Genomic DNA, 24,703 nt, shown 5'->3' with positions numbered 1-24,703 from the left:
CTATGGGCCCCACCGTGAGGTGGGGCCCATAGCTGTTAAAAAGGTCCGACGTCGGGCGCCGGCCCGGGTGTCAGTCTTCGCCGCGCAGGATGGCCAGCAGGCGGATGATTTCCACGTAGAGCCATACCAGCGTCACCGTCAGGCCGAACGCTGCCGTCCAGGAGAAGCGCTGCGGGGCGCCGCTCTGGACGCCCGCTTCAATGCTGGTGAAGTCCATGACCAGGGAGAATGCGGCCAGGCCGATTGCAAGGATGCCGATGACAACGCCGATGATGCCGCTGCGCAGCCCGAACGGTTCCGAGGTCAGGCCGGTCAGCATCATGACGAGGTTCACGACGGAGAACAGCGCGTAGCCGGCCAAAGCGATCATGAAGAACTTCATGGCCTTGGGGGTGGCGCGCACCTTGCCGCTCTTGAACAGGAGCAGCGTCACGGTGAAGACGGACAGCGTGCCAATGACGGCCTGGAGCCCGACACCCGGGTACATGGTGTCCAGGACGCGTGTGAGGCCACCGAGGAAGAGCCCCTCGAGGCCTGCGTAGGCAAGGATCAGCGCGGGCGAAGGCTGCTTCTTGAAGGTGTTCACGAGCGCGAGGACAAAGCCGCCCAGCGCCCCGACGATCATCAGCATGGAGGCGAGGCCCAGGCCAACAAACATTGTGACGCCGGCGCCGACGAGCAGCACGCCCAGGCAGGCGGCGGTCTTGATGATGACGTCGTCGTACGTCATCCGGCCGGTGTCAGCGGGGCCTGCAGCGGGCTGGTTGTACATCTGCCGCAGCTGCTCGTCGGTCATGTTCTGCGGCTGGCCGTAGCCCTGCTGGCCATACGGGGCCTGGCCGTAGGGTGCCTGGCCATACGGCTGCTGGCCGTAGGGCTGGTGTCCGTAGGGAGCCTGCGGAACAGGCGGTGCCTGGGTGGCTCCACGGAAGCTCTTTCCGTTGAAGATCGGGTTGCCGCCAAGTGCCATTGCGGGATTCCTCCATATGGGATGTGTTGTGAACCTTAAGGTTTACGCTACCAATTCTCACGTAAATGCACCCTCAATAGTTCCCCGCCGGAAACAGGAGCACGGAGTTGTTATCCGATCGCTACCATCGGCGCCTGGACCTCGGCATTTACCGGTACTTCCGCGCTGTAGCATAAGCCAAGCAGGGTGACGGAACTCACATATGTGGCGGGTGCCGGCCTGATGGCACCACCCTACCCCTGCATCCGTTCGCAGCGGCTGCAATGGCGCAGCCGAGACCGCCCCCAAGTGGAGGTTTACCATTTTGAGAAGTACACCCCAAGGCCCGCCGGCCGGCGCACGGCGAGGGTTGCTGAGATTACTGGGAGCCATCAGCGCTTCCATCCTGGCAATCCTCCTCGTGGCAGCACCGGCTTCCCAGGCCACTTCGCCGTCTCCGACACCATCCCCGTCGAATCAGACCTTCCAAAACAACATCAGCGGATTCCTTCGTGATGACACCCGGGCACCCCTGGCGGGCGTGACAATCACGGCCACGAAGGATGACTTCACCGGCACGGCCACGTCCTCCGCGAACGGAGCCTGGAACATCGGGGTGCCCGAACAGGGCACCTACACCGTGGAGCTGGACGAGTCCACCCTGCCTGAGGGCATTGCCCTGGCTGAGGGCCAGGAAAACCCCCGCGACGTCACGTTCAGCCAGACCTCGAACCTCTCGGTCATCTTCGCATTCGGCAAGGGCATCGTGGTGCAGCAGCAGGACTTCGGGCAAAACCTACTCAACCGGCTCGTCGCCGGCCTGAGCTTCGGCCTCCTCCTTGCGTTGGCCTCGGTGGGTCTGTCCCTGATCTTCGGCACCACCGGGCTCACCAACTTCGCCCACGGCGAGATGGTGACGCTGGGCGCGGTGCTGGTGTTCGCCTTCAACGCCCTGGGCCTGCCCTTCTGGCTCGCAATCCTGCTGGCCCTGCTGGGCGGCGGCCTCTTCGGCTACGCCCAGGACAGAGGGCTGTGGCGGCCGCTGCGGCGCCGCGGCACGGGGCTGGTACCCATGATGATCGTCAGCATCGGCCTGGCACTGGCAGTCCGTTACGTCATCCAGTTCTACTTCGGCGGCGCCACCCAGCAGCTTCCCTACGCACAGAGCCCCGAAATCCAGCTGGGACCTGTCTCCATCTCGCCCAACAACCTCTGGTCCCTGGGCATCAGCGCCGTGGTGATCGCCCTGATCGGCATCGTGCTGCTCAAGACGAGGCTGGGCAAAGCCACGCGCGCCGTAGCCGACAACCCCGCCCTGGCGGCGGCCTCGGGCATCGACGTCGACTCCGTCATCCGGATCGTGTGGATCACGGGCGGCATGCTGGCCTCCCTCGGCGGCATCCTGTGGGCCTACTACCGGCCCGGCGTAACGTTCGACATGGGCTCCGCCATCCTGCTGCTCATCTTCGCCGGCGTCACCCTGGGCGGCCTCGGCACAGTCTTTGGCGCCCTGATCGGTTCCATCATCGTGGGCATCTTCGTGGAGCTGACCACCGTGTTCGGCCTCGCCGCGGACCTGAAGTACGTGGGCGCCCTCTTCATCATGATCGTTGTCCTTCTGTTTCGGCCCCAGGGAATCCTGGGCCGGCGCGAGCGCGTGGGTTAGGAGACAGCCATGGACTTTGGATTCATTCTTTCCAGCGCTGCCAGTGAAATTTTCAGCCCGACCACGGCGGCCTACGCCCTGGCCGCGCTCGGCCTCGCCGTGCACTTCGGCTATTCCGGCCTGCTGAACTTCGGGCAGGCCGGCTTCATGGCGGTGGGGGCCTACGGCTTCGCCATCTCCACCCTCACCTTCGGGGTCCCCTTCTTTGTGGGGCTGCTGATCGCCATCCTCGCCTCTGCGGTGTTCGCCCTGCTGCTGGGCATACCCACCCTGCGGCTCCGCGCGGACTACCTGGCTATCGTGACCATCGCCGCCGCGGAGATTGTCCGCTATATCGTGACCACCAACCAGCTCACAGCCGTGACGGGTTCGGCAAACGGCCTGGCAGCCTTCGAGGGCGGGTTCTACAGCATGAACCCCTTCCCCGAAGGCTCCTACTTCGGCATGAACAACCGCGATTTCTTCATCCGCGTGGTGGGGTGGGCGCTGGTCGCCCTCTGCTGCACCCTGGTATGGCTGCTGATGCGCAGCCCTTGGGGGCGTGTCCTCAAAGGTATCCGCGAGGATGAGAACGCCGTCCGGTCCCTGGGCAAGAACGTCTACGCCTACAAGATGCAGGCCCTTATTATCGGCGGCGTCCTCGGAGCGCTCGCCGGGATGATCTTCACGCTTCCGCGTGGAGCGGTGCAGCCAGCCAACTACGGAACGGAACTGACGTTCTTCCTGTATACCTGCCTCCTGCTGGGCGGCCTGGGCACCGTGCTTGGTCCGGTCATCGGCGCCATGATCTTCTGGGTTGTCCTGTCCCTGACACAGGGCATCCTGTACGGCCTGATCGAGTCAGGAGCCATCACGTGGCTGAACACGGTCCAGGCCGGGCAGCTGCGCTACATCCTGGTTGGCGTCGCCCTGATGCTGCTGATGATCTTCAGGCCCCAGGGCGTCTTTGGAAACAAGAAGGAGCTGGCGTTCGCATGAGCATGCACAGCGAAGAACCTGCAACCTCCGGCGAGGCCGGCGTGGACTACATGACCGACACCCGGCCCATAGCAGCCGGCGAGGCAGCACCCGGCTGCAAGAAGCGCGACCCTATCGTCGTGGCGGAGAACGTGACGCGCAGCTTCGGCGGCATCAACGCCGTCGACGTAGAGTACCTCGAGATCCCCCGGCACAAAATCACGGCACTGATCGGTCCCAACGGCGCGGGGAAGACCACCCTCTTCAACCTGCTGACCGGTTTTGACACACCCAACACGGGCAAGTGGCAGTTCGAAGGCAAGAGCCTCGCAGGCGTGTCCCCCTACAAGGTGGCGCGGATGGGTATGGTGCGCACCTTCCAGCTCACCAAGGTCATGGGCAAGCTGACCGTCATGGAAAACATGCGCCTCGGCGCTGCAAACCAGCCTGGCGAGCGGCTGTCCAAGGCGCTCTTCAAGGGCATGTGGGGCGGCCGGGAAAAACAGATCACCGACGAGGCCAACGTCCTGCTGGAAAAGTTCAAGCTCGACGCCAAAAAGGACGACTATGCGGCGTCCCTCTCGGGAGGCCAGCGCAAGCTCCTGGAGATGGCCCGGTCCCTGATGGTCCGGCCCAAACTGGTCATGCTGGATGAACCCATGGCAGGCGTCAACCCCGCGTTGACCCAGTCCCTCCTGGACCACATCAAGAACCTTAAGGCCGAGGGCATGACGGTGCTGTTCGTCGAGCACGACATGCACATGGTCCGGCATATCGCCGACTGGGTGGTGGTGATGGCTGAAGGCAAGGTGGTGGCGGAAGGCCCGCCGGGCGAGGTCATGAAGAACCCTGCGGTCATCGACGCCTACCTCGGCGCCCACCACGACGTCGACCTGGGAGACTCCGAGGGCCTGAAGGAGCTCGCTGCCGAACTCGTGGCGGACGAGGAATCGATTGTGGGAACCGAGAACGCCGGAATCATCTCGCTGGACGTTGTGGCGGGAGAGGCGGAACCGGATCGCCGGGGCACGGGGCGGCATCAGGCCGGGAGCCCGCACGGCCGCCATGGGAGTACGGACACAGGCAGCGCAGAGAAGGACGGGCAATGAGCAGCACCAGCGCGGCAGCGGCCGCACATCCAGTCACCGACGGTGACTCGGTGGTCAAGGTTACCGATCTCGTGGCGGGCTACCTGCCGGGAGTGAACATCCTCAATGGCTGCAGCATCGAAGCCCGCAAGGGCGAGCTGATCGGCATTATCGGCCCCAACGGTGCCGGTAAGTCGACCCTCCTGAAGGCAATGTTCGGTTTGGTCAAAGTCCATTCCGGGACGGTGGTGGTCCGCGGCCAGGACATCACCGGACTGAAAGCGAACAAGCTGGTGTCCCGGGGTGTGGGGTTTGTCCCCCAGACGAACAACGTGTTCGCCACGCTGACCATCGAGGAAAACCTGCAGATGGGCATGTTCCAGCGGCCCAAGGATTTTGCCGAACGGTTCGACTTCGTAGCCGGCCTGTTCCCGGAGCTGGGCAAGCGGCGCGCGCAGCGCGCCGGCTCGCTCTCCGGCGGCGAGCGCCAGATGGTGGCCATGGGCCGGGCTCTCATGATGGATCCTGCCGTGCTGCTCCTCGACGAGCCGTCCGCAGGCCTCTCCCCCGTCAAGCAGGATGAGACCTTCCTGCGCGTCCACGAGATCAACCGTGCGGGCGTCTCCGTGATCATGGTGGAGCAGAACGCCCGGCGCTGCCTGCAAATCTGTGACCGGGCCTACGTCCTGGACCAGGGACGGGACGCGTACACCGGCACGGGCCGTGAGCTGATGAAGGACCCCAAGGTCATCCAGCTTTACCTGGGTACCTTGGCGGACACCGTCGAGTAAGGCCAAGGCAAACACAAGGAAGCCCCCGTCCGGCTGGACGGGGGCTTCCTTGTGTTTCAGGTACGGCGCTTACAGCTTGCCGAACTCTTCCTTCACAGCAGTGTACTTGTTGTCATCCTGGTACTCGTAGATGCCGATGTAAGCCTCGGTCGGGTCACCGGCCTCGGAGAAGGTCACGGGGCCGGACTGGCCGTCGTAGTCCGCATCCTTGCCTTCCCTGATCAGCGTGACGCAGGCAGCGTAGGACGTGCACTTCTCACCGCCCTCAGAGACTTCCTTGAGCTTGGCCGCGATGTCCACGCCCTTGGTGCTCTGTGCTGCCTCTGCGGCCAGCGCGATGAGGTTCACGGCGTCGTAGGACTCGCCGGCGTAGCTGTAGTCCTTGAGGGCCGGGTCGATGGCCAGCAGCTTCTTCTTGAAGTCCTCCTGGGCGAACGTGCCCGGGATGGTGCCCCGTGCGCCCTTCAGGGTGCCCGGCTGGAAGTCCTTGCTGTAGTCGGAAGTGTTGCCGTCCACCAGGAACATCTGGGTGGCCTTGACGCCCTTGCCGGTCATCAGCGGGACAATGCTCTTGGCCTGGTCAAAGGTGATCAGGGCAATGGCATCCGGCTTGGCCGCAATGATCTTGTCCACCTGGCTGCTGAACTGGGTGTCGCCCTCGTTGAAGAGTTCCTCCGCCACAACCTGGCCGCCTGCCGCCTCGAAAGCCGACTTGATGTTGGATGCCAGGCCCGTGCCGTACGCGTCATTCAGGACGATCATGCCCACGGTCTGCGCGCCGCAGGTGGCCATGTAGTTGCCGAGCACCTTGCCCTGCAGGACGTCGGAGGGTGCCGTACGCCAGTACAGGCCCTTGTCATCCCAGGTGGTGAAGTCCGGGGAGGTGTTGGCGGGCGAGAACTGGATGACGCCGGCGCCGGTGATCTGGTTGATGACCGTCTTGGACACACCTGAGGACGCCGCACCGATGATGGCGCTGACGCCCTGGCCCAGCAACGCGGACGTGGACTGGGTGGCGATGTCCGTCTTGGTGTCACCGGAGTCGCGGTGGATCACTTCGACCGGCTTGCCCAGGACGCCGCCTGCCTTGTTGACTTCGTCGATGCCAAGGTTGACGCCGGCGATTTCGGGCGGGCCGAGGAACGCCAGCGAACCGGTGGTGGGAAGGAGCGAACCAATCCGCAGCGGGGTTTCAGTAGAGCCGGTTGACGGCGGCACCGAGGGGGTCTCCGCAGGCTGGCTGGCGGCAGCGCCTCCACTGCCCTCGGTTGCGGGGCAGGCAATTCCTGCCGCTTCTGCGGTGGCAGAGGATTCGGTTGCCGTGGGTGTGGACGAACCGCCGCAAGCCGTTGCCATAAAGGCGACGCCGATGCCAAGCGCTGTCAGCTTGGCAACACGGGTTCCCGCCTGGGGGAATAAAGTCATTTACGAGCTCCTCGATCTAAAGGTGCGAACGGCCTTTGACACGAAAAATCAGGTGTTCCTGATTTAGCTTCAAGCTAATGCAAATCGGAGCCGAAGATAAGTGACTGAGGTCACATCCTTATAACAGTAGTTGCATATGTGGAATTAAATGGAAGAAGCCGCCCGCTGTGCGGACGGCTTCCGTTCCTGGCCTTGCTTTAAGCTGCTGCGTACCCCAGGTGGGACTCGAACCCACAACACGCGGATTTTAAGTCCGCTGCCTCTGCCAATTGGGCTACTGGGGCGCCCGGTCAATGGTATCCCGTCAGGCGAGCGCGAAGGGTTCGGCATACCGGAAGGTGCCGTGGACGCCGCCGGGCCAGAGCGCCAGGGGCAGCAGCTGGAAGTAGTCGCCCCACGCCTCGTCAGGCGGCAGCACCCCCAGCGAAGTGGCAGGCACAAAACCAAAACGCGAGTAGTACTCGGGGCTGCCCAGGAGGGCAATGCCGCTCTCCCCCGCCGCGTTTGCCCGATGGATGGTCTCCTTCATAAGCGCCGACCCGACACCGTGCCGCTGGTGCCTGGGCGTGACGCCGAGGGGACCCAGGCCCAGCAGCCCATGGTCGCCCACCCAGCCGCGGGTACTGATGACGTGGCCCACCACTTCGCCGTCCAGGACCGCCACCAGGCTGAATTCGGGCAGGTACTCCTTGGACTCGAAGAGGCCGCGGAGCACTCTCACCTCCACAGGTTCGCCCTCCGCCTTCAGGCCGGTGGCCGGGGAGACCGCGAAGGCGTCGGCCGTCAGGGCCAGGATGGCCGCGCGGTCCTCGGGCCCCTCGCTGCGCACCAGCAGCTCGGGCCGTGGCACCTGCCTGCTGCCTGCGGACAGCCCGGCCAGGACCTCCAGGGCCCGTGGCGCGTCAGCGACCGGAACCAGCAGATGGTCGTGGTGGAAGCCGGCGAGCACGTTGCAGCTGATCCTGGCCTCGGCAAGCGCCTTGCTGACGGCGGCCGTCAGGCCTACCGCCTCCAGCGCGGAGTGGACCTCCAGGGTGATCCAGGCGCCCACGAACTCGTAGCCAAGGCCTTCCCTGTCAGCCACCGCCCGGGGCAGCACCACCGTCAGGCCCTCGGCTTCGCGGACCGCTGCCTCGATGCCCGGCACCAGGGGCCTTCCGTCCGGCCACATGGCATAGACGTATTCGCCGCCGCGCTGCACCGGATGCATCGCTGCCAGCAGCGCCTCAAGGTTCTTCTCGCCAGTCATGGTGCCAGTCTAGGAGGCCGCAACCGGCGCTGGAGGGCAGCGCCGCGGCGGGATGCACCTGGTGGAGACGCAAACGTCCGGGGATGCCAACGGCGGCTGCCCCGCACAGGGGACAGCCGCCGTCGTAAATTACAGCGCAGGGGCGTACAGCCCTTTACTTGACCTTCGCCGAGACCGTTTCCTTGGCCTCGGCAGCGGCCGGGGAGACCGCCGAGGAACCGGAACCACTGCCCGCGGGGGCCGGCACCGGAGCGGCAGCCGGCTTGGGGGCCGGGGTGGCTGCTGCGACGAACGCGCCGCGCGGGTTGTCCAGGTCCATCAGCTGCGTAGTGTCGCGGCCGGTGAAGAAGCTGATGATCCAGTTGAAGATCACGCGGAACTTGCGCTCGAAGGTGGGCATCGCCATGCCGTGGTAGCCGCGGTGTGCCAGCCAGGCGAGTGCACCCTTGAGGCCGATGCTGCCCACCAGGTTGATGTTGGCAACGCCCTTCCACTGGCCGAAGCCGGCCACAGCGCCCAGGTTCTTGTGCTTGTAATCCTTCAGCGGCTTGTCCCAGCGGGAGGCCCACAGGTTCTTGGCGAGGCGCTTGGCCTGGCGGAGCGCGTGCTGGGCGTTGGGGACGCAGGTCCCGTCGGGGAGGCCCTTGCCGGTGAGGTCGGGAACCGCGGCGACGTCGCCGGCTGCCCAGGCGTTGTCGATGATGCCTTCGTCGCCGGCAACCCGGAGGTCCGGCAGGACGCGGACGCGGCCGCGGGGCTCCAGCGGGAAGTCGGTGGAGCGGACCATGGGGTTGGCCTGCACGCCGGCGGTCCACACGAGGGTGTCCGTTTCGAACTCCTGCGCGGGGGTCTTGTCCGGAAGGTTGATGAGCTTCAGGCTGCCCTCGGCGTTGTCCAGGGACGTGTTGAGGAGAACCTCAATGCCGCGGCTGCGGAGGTGCTCCACAACCCATTCCGCCTGCTTTGCGGTGACTTCCGGCATGATCCGGCCCATGGCCTCGACCAGGACGAAGCGGACTTCCTCCTGCTTGATGCGCGGGTTGTTCCGGACGGCGGCCCGGGCAAGGTCTTCCATTTCGGTGATGCACTCGATGCCGGCGAAGCCGCCGCCCACCACCACGAAGGTCAGGGCACGTGCACGGGCAGCCGGGTCGGTCATGGTGGAGGCGACCTCGATGCGCTCGAGGACCTTGTTGCGCAGCGCAACGGCTTCCTCGATGGTCTTCAGGCCGATGCCCTTGTCCGCAAGTCCCTTGATGGGGAAGGTGCGGGTGATGGCACCTGCAGCCATCACGACGTCAAAGTAGGGAACCTCGAAGTGTGCGCCGCCGTCAGCGGGGGCCACAACGGCAGTGCGGTTGGCGTGGTCGATCGAGGTGACGCGGCCCTGGATCAGTTCGGTCTGCTTGAGGTGCTGGCGGTGGGATACCACGGCGTGGCGGGCCTCGATGTTGCCGCCTGCTACCTCGGGGAGGAAGGGCTGGTACGTCATGTAGGGCAGTGGATCCACGAGGGTGACGATGCCACCGGCGTTCGCGATCTTCTTCTGCAGTTTGAGTGCTACGTACAGGCCGACGTACCCGCCGCCGACGACGAGTACCCTGGGACGGTCCTGGAGCTCTGGGGTGGTTGCCATGGGTTTAAGGATACAACAGTTTGTGAAAATCTTCACTAACTGGTTGGGACGCTCGCAGCCTAGGTTTTGGGGCCGGTTTCCACCGCCTCCGTGGCACCGGTATCTGCGTCCTCCCCGGGCAGTGCAGGGTTCCTGGCGGCCCGCCGCAGCTGGATTGCTGCCGCACCGACGATGGCGACGAAGAGCACACCAAAACCGATGACCACGGAGGCGCCGATGGCGCTGTCGCGCTGGGACGGCGGCTCCGCTGCCGGCACCGTTGCTTCCGGCAGCGTGGGAACAGCGCTGGGGACGTCCGTGGTGGGCAGCGGGGCGGGAGTGGCGAGGTTCCCCCTGCGGTGCACCCGGATCCATTCGGCGATGGAACCCAGCGGGTTGCCGGCAGCCTCCGGGACCGTGTCTTTCAGGGCTGCCTCGGCGTTCAGCACGCCAAAGCCGTACAGCGGGTCCTTGCCGGGGGCACCGGCATCCTTGGCCGTTGAGACAATGCGGTTGATGACCTGCTCCGCGCTCATGGACGGCCACTTGGAGCGGATGAGCGCAGCCACGCCCGCGACAATCGGAGTGCTGCCGGAGGTGCCTGCCCATTCGGCGTAGCCTCCGCCGGGAAGGCCGCCGAGCAGGTTCTCTGCCGGCGCAGCCACGCCGATGCTGATGCCCTGGGAGGACGCGTCGACGCTTGCCGCACCTTGGCGGTCCAGCCCGGCAACGGTGAGGACGCCGGGGATGGTGGCCGGAGCCCCCACCTGGATATTGCCGCCCACCCGGTTTCCGGCGGCAGCAACGATGACCACATCCTTCTGCTCCGCGTACAGGAATGCCGCATCCCAGCTCTGCGGCCACTGCGGAGTGGTGCTGCCCAGGGAGATGTTGATGACCCTGGCGCCGTTGTCCACGGCCCAGCGGACGGCTTCGGGGATCTGGTCCTGGTCGCTCTTGCCCGAGGGGTTGGTTGAGCCCAGCCAGGTGGACACGGAGAGGATCTGGGCTTCCGGGGCAACACCCACGATGCCATCGGGCGCCGGGTTGGCGGGGGCGGCCGTGGGGCTGGCGCTGGGACTCGGGCTGGGGCTGGCCGGCTGGTGGCCGCGTCCTGCCAGCATGGTGGCCACGAGGGTGCCGTGTTCCGGCTTGATGCCCACTCCCTGTTGCCCGTCCGGCCGGCCCGAACCGGACGCGTCATAGCCCCCGGCCACTGCGCCTTTCAGGTCCGGGTGCTCCGCGTCCACACCGCTGTCGATGACGGCCACCTTGACGCCCGCGCCCTTGGAAACCTCCCAGGCCTTGGTGATGCCGGACTCGGCAAGCCAGTACTGCTTGTCCCGCCACTCATCCGCCTGCGCGGCGGGGGCGGAGCAGAGGCCAAAGCCCAGACAGGACGCCGCAAGGACCAGCACCAGCAGAGCTGAGGCTGCGGCGCGGGGCAGGCGGGCGGTGCGTGAAATGGCGGGGTGCATCCGGTCAGCCGATGCTCAGGGCGATGCCGTCGAGGATGTCGTGCTCGCTGGCGGTGGCCGTGGTGATGCGGCCGCCGGTGAGCTCGCCCAGTTGTTCAAGGATGCGCCGCCACACGAGCCCGCCGGCGCCGATGACGTCCACCCGGCCGGGGTGCATGTAGGGTAGGGCGGCGCGCCGGTCCCTGGGCATTTCCAGGAGGCCGGTGGAGGCGGCACGAACGGTGTCCAGGGGCAGTTCGGCGCCATGGATCGCTTCGGGCATGTATTCGGCCAGTCCGAGCGCATGCGCGGTGATGGTGGTGATGGAACCGGCAACACCGACGACGGCGGTGGCGCGTTCCAGCGGAACGTCCTGGCGGGCGCGGGCGATGGCTGCGTCCACGTCGGCTTCCGCCGCTGCTATCTGCTGGGCGGTGGGCGGATCGTCCCGGAGGTGCCGTTCGGTCAGCCGGACGCATCCGATGTCCACGGACTTAGCCGCCGTGACCCCGCTGGCCGTGCCCAGCACGAATTCGGTGCTGCCGCCGCCCAGGTCCACCACCAGCACTTCCTGGCCATCCAGGATGGGGAGGACGCTGCTGGCGCCGGCGAAGGACAGTGCTGCTTCCTCGTCGCCTGAAATCACTTCAGGTTCCACGCCGAGCAGGTTCCGGATTCCGTCCACGAAATCGTCCCGGTTCCGTGCATCCCGGCTGGCCGACGTTGCCACGAAGCGCACCTTCTCAGCTCCATGGTCCCGGATCAGCTGCGCATAGTCAGCGGTGGCGGCGAAGGTGCGTTCGAGGGCCTCCGGCGCGAGCTCCCCCGTGGCGTCCACTCCCTGGCCCAGCCGGACCACGCGCATCTCGCGCACCACATCCTGGAGTGCGGTGGCTCCATTGCTGCGTTCGATGTCTGCGATCAGGAGGCGGATGGAGTTGGTGCCGCAGTCGATGGCTGCAACGCGCGTCATTCCGGGGCCTCCGCGGTGGCTGCGGATTTCCGGACGGGGGCGGGCCGGCCGACGATGTCCGGCAGTCCCTGCGGTCCATGGCGGCTGAGGTCCCGCGAAGGGGCTTCACCGGCGGTGTCCCAGGCTCCCTCGCAGTAGCACCTGTCGGCGGTCCACCATTCCTTGATCCGGTCCAGGCCTTCATCGCCCAGGGGGTTTACCCCCGGGCCGGCGGCCAGCGAATGGCCCACCAGGACATGCAGGCATTTGACGCGGGTGGGCATGCCCCCGGCAGATATGCCGTCGATCTCGGGGACCGCCCCGATCCCGGACCGTTCGCCGATGGCATTGCGGGCTGCCAGGTAGGCGTCGTGTGCCGAGCGGTAGGCCGCAGACAAGTCCTCATCGGCCGCCAGCTGGTCATTCATCTCGTTCATGACGCCCGCGGCCTCAAGCCGCGAAACCGCTGAGGTGATGACCGGATGGGTTAGGTAGAAAGTAGTGGGGAACGGTGTCCCGTTACTGAGGCGCGGAGCGGTGGCGGCCACCAGCGGATTGCCGCAGATGCAGCGTGCAGGAATCTCCACCACGTCACGGACCGGCCGTCCCAGCTGGCGGCTCAGTACTTCAAGGTCGTGTGCTGATGGCTGGCGGGATTCGTCCCGGGCGGCTGCCGTGTTGTGTTCCACTGTGGCGGGCCGTCCTTCCTGTTGCGGTTCAGTCTGTAGCCGCGCGCGTGATGGACTCCCACAGGGAATCCACCCACGGCAGATCGGCGGGGTCTTGTGCTGCTGCACCGGGCTGGCTGCTGGTCTCTCCGGCCGGCAGGTCGCTGCCGAAAACCCAGTAGCCGGTTTCTCCCGGCATAACCATGTTAATGCGGTCGCGTGCCTGCTGTTTCACGTAGTTGGGGTCCTGCCAGCGCGAAACCTGCTGCCGGAGGGCGTCGCCCTCGGCCTGGCGGGCGGCGATGTCGGCGTTCAGCGCGTCGATCTCAGCCTTCTTGTCGAAGAAGATCTTGACTGTGGGCGCGAGCATGATGGTGATGGCAACCATCACCACGGCCAGCGCGAGCATTCGTCCGGAGAACGCCTTGGCCGGAACGGGCTGCTGGTCTTCCGGTGCTTCGTCTGCGTCTTTTGTGCCGTCACGTGGTGCCGTGCCTGGGGTGGCGCTGCTCCCCTTGCGGCGGGCTGCCTGCCCGGCGTCCTTGCGGCCGTGCGGTTCCCGGCGTCCTGCCGGTGATGCGGCTGACGGCGCACCGGCGGATTCCCGTGGTGTCCCCGCGGAGCCGGAGTCCTTGCCCGGGCCGAAGTCTGCGCGGATGACGTCCGCGCCGTCGGAAGCTTCCTGTGCGGAACGGGCTGGGGCAACCTTGGGGACTTTGGGACGGCGGGTAGCCATGACACTCCTGAAACACGCAGCCTGCCTGGGCCGCCACTATCGGGGCTGGAACACGTACTGCTATGACACGTGCTGCTGAAACAGCAACGGTGGCTATGGTCCTTCAACCATAGCCACCGCTGATTGTTTTACGCGGCTACTAGCCCTTGAAACGCGGGAAGGCAGCGCGGCCGGCGTAGCGTGCGGCGTCGTCGAGTTCCTCTTCGATGCGCAGCAGCTGGTTGTACTTGGCGACGCGCTCGGAGCGGGCCGGAGCGCCGGTCTTGATCTGGCCGGCGTTGGTGGCCACCGAAATGTCGGCGATGGTGGTGTCCTCGGTTTCGCCGGAGCGGTGCGAGGTGATGGTGGTGTAGCCGGCACGCTGGGCCAGGCTGACGGCGTCCAGCGTCTCGGTCAACGAGCCGATCTGGTTGACCTTGACCAGCAGCGAGTTGGCGGTCTTGGTATCGATGCCGCGCTGCAGGATGGAGGGGTTGGTGACGAACAGGTCATCGCCAACGAGCTGGACCTTGTCGCCGATGGAATCGGTGAGGGTCTTCCAGCCGTCCCAGTCGTTCTCGTCCAGCGGGTCCTCGATGGACACCAGCGGGTAATCGGCCACGAGCTCGGCGTAGTAGGCGCTCATCTCGGCCGACGTCAGGGACTTGCCTTCGAACTGGTAGGCGCCGTCGGTGAAGAACTCGGAGGAGGCAACGTCCAGGGCCAGGGCAATGTCCTTGCCCGGGGTGTAGCCGGCGTTCTTGATGGCTTCCTGGATCAGGTCCAGTGCCGCACGGTTGGACGGCAGGTTCGGCGCGAAGCCGCCTTCGTCGCCCAGGCCGGTGGCCAGGCCCTTTTCCTTGAGGACGGACTTGAGGGCGTGGTAGACCTCAACGCCCCAGCGGAGGCCCTCGGAGAAGGTCTCGGCACCCAGCGGGACAACCATGAATTCCTGGATGTCGACGTCGGAATCGGCGTGGCTGCCACCGTTGAGGATGTTCATCAGCGGGACGGGCAGGACGTGGGCGTTCGGGCCGCCGAGGTACTTGTACAGCGGCAGGTCGGCGGAGGCGGCGGCTGCGTTGGCCACGGCCAGGGACACGCCCAGGATGGCGTTGGCGCCCAATTTGCCCTTGTTCGGGGTGCCGTCCAGGTCCAGCATGGCCTGGTCGATGCTGCGCTGGTCGGTGGCGTCGAACCCGGTCAGGGCCGGAGCGATCTGGTCGATGATCGCGTCAACGGCCTTCTGGACACCCTTGCCGAGGTAACGGCCCTTGTCGCCGTCGCGCAGTTCAACGGCCTCGTGCTCGCCGGTGGAAGCACCGGAGGGAACTGCTGCGCGGCCGATCTGGCCGTCGGAGAGCAGGACCTCAACTTCTACGGTCGGGTTGCCACGGGAATCGAGGATCTCGCGGGCGTGGATGGCATCGATAAGCGCCATGAATTTGCTCCTTATGGGCGATTAACGGGGGGATCTAACAGAAAGACTCGACGTACTCGTCACAGACCAGCGTAGTCGAGAGTGGTCCGGGTTACGGAAACCTATCCAGCGCCCGGACGTCATGATGGCGCGGCTATCCCTGGTGGTGCTGCTGGGGGACGCGCTGCTGGTAGCGCCGGACGGCGCCGCGCAGGGCACGCTCCGCATCGAATCCGCTGGTCCGGGCGGAATGCACGACGGCGAGCAGCAGCTCCCCGAGTTCTTCTTCCGTGCCGGGGATGGGAGCCTCAGGCGGCAGGGCTTCTCCGGCCCGTGCTGCCCGGTCGATGGATTTCTGTGCCCGGGCGAGCGCCGGGAGCGCCTGGGGAATCCCCGCGAAAGGGTCCCGCCGTCCAGGCCGTTCGGCCCGCTTCACGGCGTCCCACTTCTGCACGATCTCCTGGACCGTTGCGGGAAAGGTGTCCTGCAGTGAGCCGTCCCGGCGGAAGACATGGGGGTTCCGGCGGACCATTTTGGCACTCAGGCCGCGTGCGACGTCGTCGAACGTGAAAGCTCCACGTTCCTCGGCGAGCCGTGCGTGCAGCACCACCTGCAGCAGGACGTCGCCCAGCTCACCCAGCAGCTCGTCGTCGTCGATTCCCTGTACATCCACCGGCCCGGCCGCTTCCCGCACTCCGGCGGGCGCGGCGGCCTCGATCGTTTCGGCCACTTCAAAGGCCTCTTCGAGGAGGTACTCCACGAGGGATGCGTGGGTGAGCGCCCCCATCCAGGGGCAGTGCTCCCGCAGGGCAGCAACCACATAGAGAAGCTCCTGCACCTCCCCTGCCGGGATGCTGCCCGCGTCCGGCTGGCTAGCCAAGGTTGGCGTAGGCGTCGTTGATGTACTCCACCAGGGCTTCCTTTTCCTCAAGCGGAAGGAAGGAGGCCTCGGCGGCGTTGAGGGTCAGCTCCAGCAGGTCGTCGAGGTCATAGTCGAAGGTTTCCACCAGAAGGTCGAACTCGTCCGTCAACGTAACCCCGCTCATCAGCCGGTTGTCGGTGTTGATGGTGACGTTGAAGCCGAGCTGGTAGAGCATGTCCAGGGGGTGGCTCTCGATGCCCTCGCCGAAGCCGGCAATCGCCCCGGTCTGCAGGTTGGAGGACGGGCAGATTTCCAGGGCGATGCCGCGGTCCCGGATCCAGCTGGAGAGGTCGCCCAGGGTGACCAGGCCAACGGTGTCCTCGGCGTCGTCCTCGAACTCCACCATGATGTCCTCGGCGATCCGGACGCCGTGGCCCAGGCGGAGGGCGCGGCCGTCTACCAGCGCGGACTGGATGCTCTCCAGCCCGGCGGCCTCGCCGGCGTGGACCGTGGCGGGGAAGTTGTGCTGTGCAAGGTAGGTGAAGGCGTCGCGGAAGCGGGAGGGAAGGAAGCCGTCCTCGGCTCCGGCGATGTCGAACCCTACGGCACCCTTGTTGCGGTGGCGGACGGCAAGTTCGGCGATCTCCTGGCCACGGTCCGCGTGGCGCATGGCGGTGATGAGCTGGCCCACCTGGATTTCGCGTCCGCTCTCCCCCACGGCCTCGACGCCGGCTTCCAGGCCTTCCTGCACGGCCTCGACGGCCTCATCCAGTGAGAGGCCCTTCTGGAGGTGCTGCTCGGGCGCCCACCTCACCTCGCCGTACACCACGCCGTCGTCAGCGAGGTCCTCAACGAACTCCTTCGCCACGCGGTACAGGCCCTCGTGGGTCTGCATGACGGCGACGGTGTGGTCAAAGGTTTCGAGGTAGCGGACCAGTGAACCGGAGTTGGCGGATTCCCGGAACCACTCGCCCAGCGCAACGGGATCGGTGGAAGGCAGCGTGTGCCCCACGGCTTCCGCCAGCTCGATGATGGTGGCCGGGCGCAGTCCTCCGTCCAGGTGGTCGTGGAGGGAGACCTTGGGCAGGTTCTTCAGGTCGAAATCGATGGCAGGGGCAGCGTCAACAATGGGCTCAGTCACGTTCCCACCTTAGGGTGGGCAGGAGCCCAAAGCCAGCCGCTACTTGGCTGCCGGTTCGCCGTCCCCGGCCGCGGAAGCAAAGTGCGCCGCGCCGCCGTTCCCTGGGCTGCGGGCGCCGGCGGGGCCGCCGTCGAGCCACCCGTCGACCTCCTGCGCGTCGTTCCGGGCGAGGTGCTTGTGCCAGAGCCGGAGCACATGGTCCAGGAGGACGCCCAGCACGATGGCGAAGACCACCGCGATGCCGGCGCTGAGGAGCGGATTGTGGTGCAGCCATGGAAATGAACTGGCCAGGAGCCCGATGCCGATGGAGTAGCCCACCCAGGTGACGCAGGCGAAAGCGTCGAGCAGGAAGAAGCGGCGGTGCGGGAATCCCGTGCTGCCTGCCACGTAGTTGACGGCAACCCGGCCCCAGGGAATGTAACGGGCGGTGAAGATCAGCACGGCGCCGCGCTTGTCCAGCTCGTAGCGGGCCCAGCTGAAGGCCTTCTGCACTTTGGGGCGCCGCATCCATTTCCACCGTTTCAGGCCGATGCGCCTGCCGAGCATGAAGGCCATGTTGTCCCCGGCGATGGCTCCAACCAGGGCGGTGAAGCCCAGGATCCAGAGGTTCGGTTCACCGCTGTGCCGGGAAAAGGCCGCCAGGGCCACGATCAGGGTTTCGCTGGGAACCACCATGGCGAAGCCGTCAACGAAGAAGAACATGAGCAGGAGCGGGTAGATCCACCACTGACCCGCTGCATGGAGCACGGCCTCATTAATAAACTCCACGCGGGTCTTGCTCCTATGCAATTTGGCGTGGCCGTCAGTGGCCCAGCCAGGCGGAAATCGTTTCTAGTGTCCCATGGCCAGGGCGCCTTCGCTACGCCCCTGCCTGCTGGAACAACGCTTCACCTACGCTTCGGGTTCCTTCATCCGCTCCACCATTGGCGGCCGCCGCCGGACGCGGTTGATGACCAGGTCAACGACGATCCCCAGCGCCACCGCGCACACAATGGCGATGACCGCCCCCAGCAGGTGGTTGTCCTCGAACCATTGGCCGAAGAACAGCCCGATTCCCACCGAGTACCCGGCCCAGAGGGTTGCCGAAAGGATGGTCAGCCCCACGAAGCGCAGGTGCGGGTAGTGCGTTACGCCGGCGGTGAGGTTGACCGCCACCCTGCCGATCGGGACAAACCGCGCCACCAGGATCAGCGACGCCGGCCGCTTGCGCAGTTCCCTGCCGGCCCACCGGAAGGCGCTCTGCATCCTTGGCCCGCGCATCCACGCCCAGCGCCGGGTACCCACCCGGCGGCCAATCAGGTACGCGATGTTGTCACCCGAGAAGGCACCAAGGGCGGCCACCAGCATCAGCAGCCAGGGGTTTGGAACGTCGGCGGTGGCGGCGACTGCGGACAGGCCCACCACCACCGATTCGCTGGGAATGGGTGGAAAGAAGCCGTCAATGATGCAGCACGCAAGGACGACGAACAGCACCCACGGCTGTCCGGCGGCGGCAAGGATGAAGTCATTGATGGCCTGCATGGATCCCTATGCTATTCGGTCGATGATCAACCGCTGTGCCGGCCTGGATCCCTCCGGTGCAATGACGACTGCATGTTCCAGCGCTTCCTTGGCCCGCGCAAACCGGTCCGGGGTGTCCGTCAGCAGGGTCATCAGCGGCTCCCCCGCCCGGACCAGGGCCCCGGGCTTGGCGTGCATCCGGACTCCCGCGCCTGCCTGGACTGCGTCCTCCTTCCGGGCACGCCCGGCTCCGAGGCGCCAGGCTGCGACACCGACGGCGAGGGCGTCCAGTTCCACGAGCACCCCGTCCGCCGGGGCGTACACCACTTCGGACTCGCGGGCGGCGGGCAGCTTGGCCTTCGGGTCCCCGCCCTGCGCTTCGATCATCCGGTTCCAGACGTCCATGGCACGGCCGTCCTTGAGCGCGGCGGCGGGATCGGCGTCGGTAACTCCCGCACAGGCGAGCATCTCCTCAGCCAGCCGCACGGTCAGCTCCACGACGTCGCCAGGACCGCCGCCGGCCAGCACCTCCAGGGATTCCTCAACCTCGATGGCGTTGCCCGCCGTCAGTCCCAGCGGGGTGTCCATGTTGGTGAGCAACGCCACGGTGTTCACGCCCGCGTCCTTGCCAAGGGCCACCATGGTCTCGGCAAGCTCGCGCGCCCTGGCTTCATCCTTCATGAACGCGCCGCTGCCCACCTTGACGTCCAGGACCAGCGAGCCGGTCCCTTCGGCGATTTTCTTGCTCATGATGGACGAGGCGATCAGGGGGATGGCCTCCACCGTGCCGGTGACATCCCGCAGCGCGTAGAGCTTCTTGTCAGCGGGCGCCAGGCCGGCCCCGGCGGCGCAGATGACGGCGCCCACGTCCTGGAGCTGCGCCAGGATCTCGTCATTGCTGAGGGAAGCACGCCACCCCGGGATGGACTCGAGCTTGTCCAGCGTGCCCCCGGTGTGGCCAAGCCCCCGGCCAGAGAGCTGCGGAACAGCCACCCCGAAAACCGCCACCAGGGGCGCGAGCGGCAGGGTGATCTTGTCCCCCACACCGCCCGTTGAGTGCTTGTCCGACGTGTACTTCAGGCCGCCGTCGGGCCTGCGCAGGCTGGAGAAGTCCATCCGCTCGCCGGAGGCGATCATCGCCGCCGTCCAGCGGGCAATCTCCGTGCGGTTCATGCCGTTGAGCAGGATGGCCATGTTCAGGGCGGCCATCTGCTCGTCGGCGATCGCACCGCGGGTATAGGCGTCGATGGTCCAGTCGATCTGTTCCGGGCTGAGGACACCTTTGTCCCGCTTTACGCGGATGATGTCGACGGCGTCGAACGGTTCGGCAAGGTTGTCCACTGCGTGGGTCTGTGCCCCCTTGTCAGTCACGGTGTTTCCTCCAGGTGTTGGGGACCAAAGGCGTCGGGCAACACCTGGTCCATCGTCTTGATGCCTTGGGTGGTCATGAGCTCCATGTCCGGAGCGCGGAACTCGTACAGCAACTGGCGGCAGCGTCCGCAGGGCATCAGGATGTTGCCGTCCCCGTCCACGCAGTAGAACGCCCGGAGCAGTCCGCCGCCGGTCATGTGCAGGTTGCCCACCAGCGCGCACTCGGCGCACAGGGTGAGGCCGTAGCTGGCGTTCTCCACGTTGCAGCCGCTGACCAGGCGGCCGTCGCCGGTAAGGGCCGCGGCGCCCACCGGGAACTTCGAATAGGGGACGTAGGCGTGGCGCATCGCCGCGACGGCGGCCGCCTTCAGGGCCTCCCAGTCAACCGGCCGGGCCGCGCCGACATCTGCGGCACCGCCCACGCCTGCGGGCACGTCCACGCCGTCAGCCCTTGACATACGGAATGCCGCTGGCCGCGGGTCCCCTGGACTTGCCCACCAGCCCCGCCACCGCCAGGACCGTTACCAGGTACGGGAGCATGGCCATGAACTGGCTGGGAACCGGTGTGCCGATGATGGTGACGATGCTCTGCAGGTTGTCCGCGAATCCGAACAGCAGCGCGGCGAAGAAGGCCCCGATCGGGTTCCACCGGCCGAAGATCAGGGCAGCCAGGGCAATAAAGCCGCGGCCGCCGGAGATCTCCTTGGTGAAGCTGTCGATGGCCACCAGGGTGAAGAAGGACCCGCCGATGCCGGCCACTGCCCCGCCCAGGGTGACGTTCCAGAACCGGGTGGCGTTCACGTTGATGCCCAGGGTGTCCGCGGCCTGCGGGTGCTCGCCGACAGCCCGCACGCGGAGTCCCCACCGGGTCTTGAAGAGGCCTACCCAGACCACCAGGACGGCGATGTACATCAGGTAGCCCACCAGGGACTGGCGGAACAGGATGGGACCGATGACCGGGATGCTGGACAGGACGGGAATCTCGATGATGTCCAGCCCTGGCGGGGAGTTGAACTGGGCCTTGTTGGCCTGCATCACGGTGCTGAACAGGAAGCCTGTCACACCGGAGACCAACACGTTCAGGACCACGCCGACGATGATCTGGTTGACCAGGTACTTGATGCTGAACAGTGCCAGCACCATGGAGACCGCGGCACCGGCCACGGCTGCGGCCAGCAGCCCGATAAAGGGGTTCTGCGTCATGCTGGCTATGATCGCGGCGGTGAACGCTCCGCCCAGCAGCTGGCCCTCGATGGCGATGTTCACAACGCCCACCCGTTCGCACAGGACGCCGGACAGTGATCCGAACACCAGCGGAACGGCCAGGGTAACGGAGCCGGCGATGAGCCCGGCCAGGGAGATGCTGGGCGTCCGGGCGCCGCCCACCACCCAGATGAGGAACGCGGCCACGAACAGGACGATGAACGCCACGGTGAGCCAGCCCGGGACGGGCTTGTCCCTGGTCTTGAGGTAGATGACGTAGGCCGCCAGTCCCAGCAGGAGGATGGACAGCACCAGGCCGCCGGCGAAGGCGTTCACCTGGATGGCCGGCAGCTGGAAGAAGTCGCTGCCCGTGGAGATCCCGAAGCTTGCAGTCTGGTTGGGTGCGAGCAGCCCGAAGAACACAAGTGAGATCAGCGCGAAGGCGGCCAAGAATACCGGCGTCTTCCAGCCCACGGGCTTGGCGGAGACAGTGGCGGCGGCAGCATCCTTGCCGGCGTTTCCGGGCTGCGGGTTGCCGGGCCTGGATGAGGATACTGTCGTGCTCATGCTGCACCTCCGGTGGTTGCTGCCTCGCGGGACTTGGCCGGGCGGGCGGGCTTCCGGCGGCGGGGGTTCAGGCCAAAGATGGCCCGGACCAGCGGCGGCGCCGCAATAAACAGGACAATCAGGGACTGGACCACCAGGACAATGTCGATGGGGGTTCCGGTCTGGATCTGCATCTGGACAGCTCCGGCGCGGAAGGCGCCGAACAGCAGGCCGGCCGCGAAAGTGCCCCACGGCGACGAGCGCCCCAGCAGGGCAACCGTGATGGCGTCAAAGCCGTAGGTGGCGGCCACACCGTCGGTAAGGACCTTCTCCGTACCCGCCACCTGCGCCACGCCGGACATGCCAGCCAGGCCCCCCGCAAGGGCCATGACCAGGATGGTGGAGCGGGACACGTTGATACCTGCAGTCTGCGCTGCCTTGGGGTTTGCCCCCACGGCACGGAACTCGAAGCCCACCGTGGAGCGGTTCAGGAGCCACCACACCAGGACGGTGGCAGCTATGGCAAGGAGGAAGCCAAGGTGGAGCCGGTACTGGCTGCCGAAGATCTGCGGATAAACGGCAGTGGGATCCAGGATGGGCGAGATGGGGTTCGACTCCCCCGGCCGCTGGAAGGCCGGAGTGTTCAGGAGGTACCGCAGGAAATACAGTGCGATGTAGTTGAACATGATGGTCAGGATGACCTCATGGGCACCGGTCCGGGCCTTGAGGACACCCACGAGTCCGCCCCAGAAGGCACCGCCGATGATCCCCGCCACCAGGACCAGGAGCAGGTGCAGGCCCATCGGCAGGTCGAGCGCGAACCCAACCCAGGCGGCCAGGATGCCGGCCACGATGATCTGGCCCTGCGCGCCGATGTTGAAAAGGCCTGCCCGGAATGCCAGGGCAACGCCCAGGCCGGCCGTGATGAGTGGCGTGGCGATGGTGAGGGTTTCCATGAAGGGCGCGAACTGGGCTGCCAGCCCGTTGCCCCGGGGGTTGAAGACCGAGCCCTGGAACAGGGCAATGTAGGACCGTGTTGCCGCGTTCCAGACGGCAGCCAGGAAATCGGTGGGCCGGGCGAAGAAGTACGTGGCCGTGGTGGCCACCTGCTTGTCCGTGCTGGCGATGAGCAGCCCGCCGATGATCAGGGCCAGCAGGACCGCAAGGACCGAGACCATGCCGCTGCCGGTGAAGATTTTCCGGAGCAGGGTGTCGGGACCGCCCGGGAGCTGGCCGCTCTGGGCGGTAGCAGGTACGGCCGACGGTTCCATGGCGCCGCCGGCGGTATCAACGGATACGATTGCGGCGGTTTCCTCCGCCGCGGGGGTTGGCTGCTGCGCCCGCCCGGCGGGCTCGCCTTCAGCGTGTTGGGGTGGCTGCTTTTCAGACATGGTCGCCTCCTTCGGCGTCGGAGGTGCTGGTGGTGGTGTGCGCGGCCTCTGCCGCCTGGGTGGTGTGGACATGTTCCTCCGGCGGGATGCCGGCCATCATGAGGCCCAGGACGTCGCGGCTGGTGCCTGCCGGGACCACGCCCACGAGTTTGCCCTTGTAGAGCACGGCGATCCGGTCAGCCAGTTCCATGACCTCGTCCAGTTCGGTGGAGATGATCATCACCGGCGTGCCCTGGTCCCGTTCGGCAACAATCCGCTTGTGCAGGAATTCGATGGACCCCACGTCCACGCCGCGGGTGGGCTGGGAGGCAATGAAGAGGCGCAGCGGGCGGGACAGCTCGCGGGCCATCACCACTTTCTGCTGGTTGCCGCCGGACAGTGTTCCGGCGGCAAGTGCACCCGACGGGGTTCGGACGTCGAACTCTTCGATCCGGCTCTTGGCATTCTCCAGCACCCTGGCCGGGCTCATGCTGATGCCCCTGGCGAAGGGCGCCTGATCGTACCGGTCCAGGATCAGGTTCTCGGCGATGGAGAAGGTGCCGATCAGGCCGTCAACGGAGCGGTCTTCGGGGACAAAGCCGACGCCGGCGTTCAGCACCTCCTTGACGCTGCGGCCCAGGAGTTCCTGCCCGTCCAGCAGGATGGACCCGTGGACGCGTTCCTGGAGGCCGAGGATCGCCTCGGTCAGTTCGGTCTGGCCGTTGCCCTGGACGCCGGCTACCGCAAGGATTTCTCCGCGGGCAATGTCAAAGCTGAGTCCGTCCACGACGTGCTGGCCATTGGGGGCGATGACGGTAAGGTTCCGGACCTCGAACGTCTTTTCCTTGGGCTGCGCCGGGGCCTTGTCCAGGGTGAGGCTGACGGCGCGGCCAACCATCATGGACGCCAGTTCGGTGGTGGAAGCAGCCGGGTCAGCCGTCCCTACCACCTTGCCGCGCCGGATCACGGTGATGGTGTCCGAGACTGCCTTGACTTCCCGCAGCTTGTGCGAAATGAACACGATGGACGTCCCGCCGGACTTGAGCTGCCGCATGATGTCCAGCAGTTCGTCGGTTTCCTGGGGTGTCAGGACCGCGGTGGGTTCGTCCAGGATGAGGACCTGGGCGTCGCGGACCAGCGCCTTGATGATTTCCACCCGCTGCTGGACGCCCACGGGCAGGTCCTCCAACAGGGCATCGGGGTCGACGTCGAAGCCGTATTGATCGGAGATCTCCTTGATCCGGCGGCGCGTCTCGTCGAGGTTGAGGAACCCGGCGGCCTTGGTGGGCTCCGCGCCGAGCGCCACGTTCTCCGCGACGGTGAAGACGGGGACCAGCATGAAGTGCTGGTGGACCATGCCGATGCCTGCCTCCATGGCGTCACCGGGGCCGCGGAAGGAGACGGGCTTGCCGTCAACGAGGATTTCGCCGTCGGACGGTTCGTAAAGGCCGTACAGCACATTCATGAGGGTGGATTTGCCAGCCCCGTTTTCACCCAGGAGACAGTGGATCTGTCCGGGCTCAACCACCACGTCGATGTGGTCGTTGGCAAGCAGGGTGCCGAAGCGTTTAGTGATCCCTCTGAGTTCAAGTTTCAAAACTCTGACCAATCTCGAAGCGTCCGGTGATCGACCGGACGGGATATGTGGCTGCAGCACCAGCCTAGTGGGTGCAGTCCTGGTATACGCGGGCTGCGGTCCGGTGCGGGGCAGCCAGCAAAAAGCGCCACCGCCCGGCCAGTCGGTGACCGGCCGGGGGT

Annotated in this window: 22 protein-coding genes and 1 tRNA gene; 4 read left to right on the top strand and 19 right to left on the bottom strand. The window is 66.2% G+C overall.

What is annotated here, in order from left to right; all coding sequences use genetic code 11:
- Window positions 1-70: 70 nt before the first annotated feature.
- The gene (locus tag NFU08_RS09060; protein ID WP_174175506.1) at window positions 71-970 is read right to left on the bottom strand and encodes a Bax inhibitor-1/YccA family protein; all 900 of its coding nucleotides are present in this window, start codon (window positions 968-970) and stop codon (window positions 71-73) included.
- Between the two features lie 349 nt (window positions 971-1,319).
- On the opposite strand from NFU08_RS09060, the gene NFU08_RS09055 reads away from it, so the two are divergent.
- From NFU08_RS09055 to NFU08_RS09040, 4 genes are read left to right on the top strand one after another with little or no spacing between them, the layout of a single operon-like run.
- Entirely contained in the window at window positions 1,320-2,615 is a 1,296-nt protein-coding gene (locus tag NFU08_RS09055; RefSeq protein ID WP_397425506.1) for a branched-chain amino acid ABC transporter permease, read from the top strand.
- 9 nt (window positions 2,616-2,624) lie between these two features.
- Window positions 2,625-3,593, top strand: coding sequence for a branched-chain amino acid ABC transporter permease (locus NFU08_RS09050; RefSeq protein WP_174175504.1), 969 nt, complete (start codon window positions 2,625-2,627; stop codon window positions 3,591-3,593).
- Complete coding sequence (locus tag NFU08_RS09045; protein ID WP_251422391.1) at window positions 3,590-4,681, top strand: ABC transporter ATP-binding protein; 1,092 nt, start codon at window positions 3,590-3,592, stop codon at window positions 4,679-4,681. The genes NFU08_RS09050 and NFU08_RS09045 overlap by 4 nt, the downstream gene beginning before the upstream one ends.
- Window positions 4,678-5,451, top strand: coding sequence for an ABC transporter ATP-binding protein (locus tag NFU08_RS09040; protein ID WP_174175500.1), 774 nt, complete (start codon window positions 4,678-4,680; stop codon window positions 5,449-5,451). Before NFU08_RS09045 ends, NFU08_RS09040 begins: the two co-directional genes overlap by 4 nt.
- A 69-nt stretch (window positions 5,452-5,520) precedes the next feature.
- Here NFU08_RS09040 and NFU08_RS09035 read toward each other — a convergent pair whose 3' ends face one another.
- The 18 genes from NFU08_RS09035 to NFU08_RS08950 all read right to left on the bottom strand — a co-directional run bounded on the left by NFU08_RS09035 (window position 5,521) and on the right by NFU08_RS08950 (window position 24,542).
- Window positions 5,521-6,876 (bottom strand): ABC transporter substrate-binding protein, encoded by a 1,356-nt coding sequence (locus NFU08_RS09035; protein WP_174175497.1) that lies wholly within the window; start codon window positions 6,874-6,876, stop codon window positions 5,521-5,523.
- 210 nt (window positions 6,877-7,086) lie between these two features.
- A tRNA-Leu gene (locus NFU08_RS09030) sits at window positions 7,087-7,160 on the bottom strand.
- A gap of 20 nt (window positions 7,161-7,180) precedes the next feature.
- Window positions 7,181-8,125, bottom strand: a complete 945-nt coding sequence (locus NFU08_RS09025; RefSeq protein ID WP_251422388.1) for an N-acetyltransferase — start codon at window positions 8,123-8,125, stop codon at window positions 7,181-7,183.
- Between the two features lie 154 nt (window positions 8,126-8,279).
- Complete coding sequence (locus NFU08_RS09020; RefSeq protein WP_251422384.1) at window positions 8,280-9,761, bottom strand: NAD(P)/FAD-dependent oxidoreductase; 1,482 nt, start codon at window positions 9,759-9,761, stop codon at window positions 8,280-8,282.
- Between the two features lie 59 nt (window positions 9,762-9,820).
- Window positions 9,821-11,218, bottom strand: a complete 1,398-nt coding sequence (locus NFU08_RS09015; RefSeq protein ID WP_251422382.1) for a S8 family serine peptidase — start codon at window positions 11,216-11,218, stop codon at window positions 9,821-9,823.
- Between the two features lie 4 nt (window positions 11,219-11,222).
- On the bottom strand, window positions 11,223-12,170 hold the full coding sequence (locus NFU08_RS09010) for a Ppx/GppA phosphatase family protein (protein WP_251422380.1): 948 nt from the start codon (window positions 12,168-12,170) through the stop codon (window positions 11,223-11,225).
- Window positions 12,167-12,838 carry a DUF501 domain-containing protein gene (locus tag NFU08_RS09005; protein ID WP_174175487.1) on the bottom strand — a complete coding sequence of 224 codons (672 nt, stop codon included), beginning with the start codon at window positions 12,836-12,838 and terminating at the stop codon, window positions 12,167-12,169. Before NFU08_RS09005 ends, NFU08_RS09010 begins: the two co-directional genes overlap by 4 nt.
- Before the next feature lie 28 nt (window positions 12,839-12,866).
- Complete coding sequence (locus NFU08_RS09000) at window positions 12,867-13,553, bottom strand: septum formation initiator family protein (RefSeq protein ID WP_251422378.1); 687 nt, start codon at window positions 13,551-13,553, stop codon at window positions 12,867-12,869.
- A gap of 139 nt (window positions 13,554-13,692) precedes the next feature.
- Complete coding sequence (eno, locus tag NFU08_RS08995; protein WP_104185398.1) at window positions 13,693-14,973, bottom strand: phosphopyruvate hydratase; 1,281 nt, start codon at window positions 14,971-14,973, stop codon at window positions 13,693-13,695.
- A gap of 133 nt (window positions 14,974-15,106) precedes the next feature.
- Window positions 15,107-15,739, bottom strand: a complete 633-nt coding sequence (locus NFU08_RS08990; protein ID WP_174175684.1) for a MazG nucleotide pyrophosphohydrolase domain-containing protein — start codon at window positions 15,737-15,739, stop codon at window positions 15,107-15,109.
- Window positions 15,740-15,824: 85 nt separating this feature from the next.
- Complete coding sequence (locus tag NFU08_RS08985) at window positions 15,825-16,955, bottom strand: adenosine deaminase (RefSeq protein ID WP_174175482.1); 1,131 nt, start codon at window positions 16,953-16,955, stop codon at window positions 15,825-15,827.
- A gap of 39 nt (window positions 16,956-16,994) precedes the next feature.
- The gene (locus NFU08_RS08980) at window positions 16,995-17,723 is read right to left on the bottom strand and encodes a DedA family protein (RefSeq protein ID WP_174175480.1); all 729 of its coding nucleotides are present in this window, start codon (window positions 17,721-17,723) and stop codon (window positions 16,995-16,997) included.
- A 123-nt stretch (window positions 17,724-17,846) separates the two neighbouring features.
- Window positions 17,847-18,476: a DedA family protein gene (locus NFU08_RS08975; RefSeq protein ID WP_174175478.1), complete on the bottom strand. Its 630-nt coding sequence runs from the start codon at window positions 18,474-18,476 to the stop codon at window positions 17,847-17,849.
- A 6-nt stretch (window positions 18,477-18,482) separates the two neighbouring features.
- The gene (locus NFU08_RS08970) at window positions 18,483-19,826 is read right to left on the bottom strand and encodes a thymidine phosphorylase (RefSeq protein ID WP_251422375.1); all 1,344 of its coding nucleotides are present in this window, start codon (window positions 19,824-19,826) and stop codon (window positions 18,483-18,485) included.
- The gene (locus NFU08_RS08965) at window positions 19,823-20,284 is read right to left on the bottom strand and encodes a cytidine deaminase (RefSeq protein ID WP_281358977.1); all 462 of its coding nucleotides are present in this window, start codon (window positions 20,282-20,284) and stop codon (window positions 19,823-19,825) included. Before NFU08_RS08965 ends, NFU08_RS08970 begins: the two co-directional genes overlap by 4 nt.
- Entirely contained in the window at window positions 20,271-21,596 is a 1,326-nt protein-coding gene (locus tag NFU08_RS08960) for an ABC transporter permease (RefSeq protein ID WP_251422372.1), read from the bottom strand. Before NFU08_RS08960 ends, NFU08_RS08965 begins: the two co-directional genes overlap by 14 nt.
- A complete protein-coding gene (locus NFU08_RS08955; RefSeq protein ID WP_174175474.1) occupies window positions 21,593-22,966 on the bottom strand; it encodes an ABC transporter permease in 1,374 nt (457 codons plus the stop codon). Before NFU08_RS08955 ends, NFU08_RS08960 begins: the two co-directional genes overlap by 4 nt.
- Window positions 22,959-24,542, bottom strand: a complete 1,584-nt coding sequence (locus tag NFU08_RS08950; RefSeq protein WP_251422369.1) for an ABC transporter ATP-binding protein — start codon at window positions 24,540-24,542, stop codon at window positions 22,959-22,961. The genes NFU08_RS08955 and NFU08_RS08950 overlap by 8 nt, the downstream gene beginning before the upstream one ends.
- Between the last annotated feature and the right edge of the window lie 161 nt (window positions 24,543-24,703).

Origin of the sequence: Pseudarthrobacter sp. NCCP-2145, from assembly GCF_023708005.1 — a bacterium.
Classification (GTDB): Bacteria; Actinomycetota; Actinomycetes; order Actinomycetales; family Micrococcaceae; genus Arthrobacter; species Arthrobacter oxydans.
This window is presented reverse-complemented; position numbering and strand designations above follow the sequence as displayed.

Excerpts from the sequence above, each read along its gene's own strand:
- NFU08_RS09060 (WP_174175506.1), bottom strand. The coding sequence starts at position 970 with ATGGCACTTGGCGGCAACCCGATCTTCAACGGAAAGAGCTTCCGTGGA.
- NFU08_RS09050 (WP_174175504.1), top strand. The coding sequence starts at position 2,625 with ATGGACTTTGGATTCATTCTTTCCAGCGCTGCCAGTGAAATTTTCAGC.
- NFU08_RS09045 (WP_251422391.1), top strand. The coding sequence starts at position 3,590 with ATGAGCATGCACAGCGAAGAACCTGCAACCTCCGGCGAGGCCGGCGTG.
- NFU08_RS09040 (WP_174175500.1), top strand. The coding sequence starts at position 4,678 with ATGAGCAGCACCAGCGCGGCAGCGGCCGCACATCCAGTCACCGACGGT.
- NFU08_RS09035 (WP_174175497.1), bottom strand. The coding sequence starts at position 6,876 with ATGACTTTATTCCCCCAGGCGGGAACCCGTGTTGCCAAGCTGACAGCG.
- NFU08_RS09025 (WP_251422388.1), bottom strand. The coding sequence starts at position 8,125 with ATGACTGGCGAGAAGAACCTTGAGGCGCTGCTGGCAGCGATGCATCCG.
- NFU08_RS09020 (WP_251422384.1), bottom strand. The coding sequence starts at position 9,761 with ATGGCAACCACCCCAGAGCTCCAGGACCGTCCCAGGGTACTCGTCGTC.
- NFU08_RS09015 (WP_251422382.1), bottom strand. The coding sequence starts at position 11,218 with ATGCACCCCGCCATTTCACGCACCGCCCGCCTGCCCCGCGCCGCAGCC.
- NFU08_RS09010 (WP_251422380.1), bottom strand. The coding sequence starts at position 12,170 with ATGACGCGCGTTGCAGCCATCGACTGCGGCACCAACTCCATCCGCCTC.
- NFU08_RS09000 (WP_251422378.1), bottom strand. The coding sequence starts at position 13,553 with ATGGCTACCCGCCGTCCCAAAGTCCCCAAGGTTGCCCCAGCCCGTTCC.
- eno (WP_104185398.1), bottom strand. The coding sequence starts at position 14,973 with ATGGCGCTTATCGATGCCATCCACGCCCGCGAGATCCTCGATTCCCGT.
- NFU08_RS08990 (WP_174175684.1), bottom strand. The coding sequence starts at position 15,739 with ATGGGGGCGCTCACCCACGCATCCCTCGTGGAGTACCTCCTCGAAGAG.
- NFU08_RS08975 (WP_174175478.1), bottom strand. The coding sequence starts at position 18,476 with ATGCAGGCCATCAATGACTTCATCCTTGCCGCCGCCGGACAGCCGTGG.
- NFU08_RS08965 (WP_281358977.1), bottom strand. The coding sequence starts at position 20,284 with ATGTCAAGGGCTGACGGCGTGGACGTGCCCGCAGGCGTGGGCGGTGCC.
- NFU08_RS08960 (WP_251422372.1), bottom strand. The coding sequence starts at position 21,596 with ATGAGCACGACAGTATCCTCATCCAGGCCCGGCAACCCGCAGCCCGGA.
- NFU08_RS08955 (WP_174175474.1), bottom strand. The coding sequence starts at position 22,966 with ATGTCTGAAAAGCAGCCACCCCAACACGCTGAAGGCGAGCCCGCCGGG.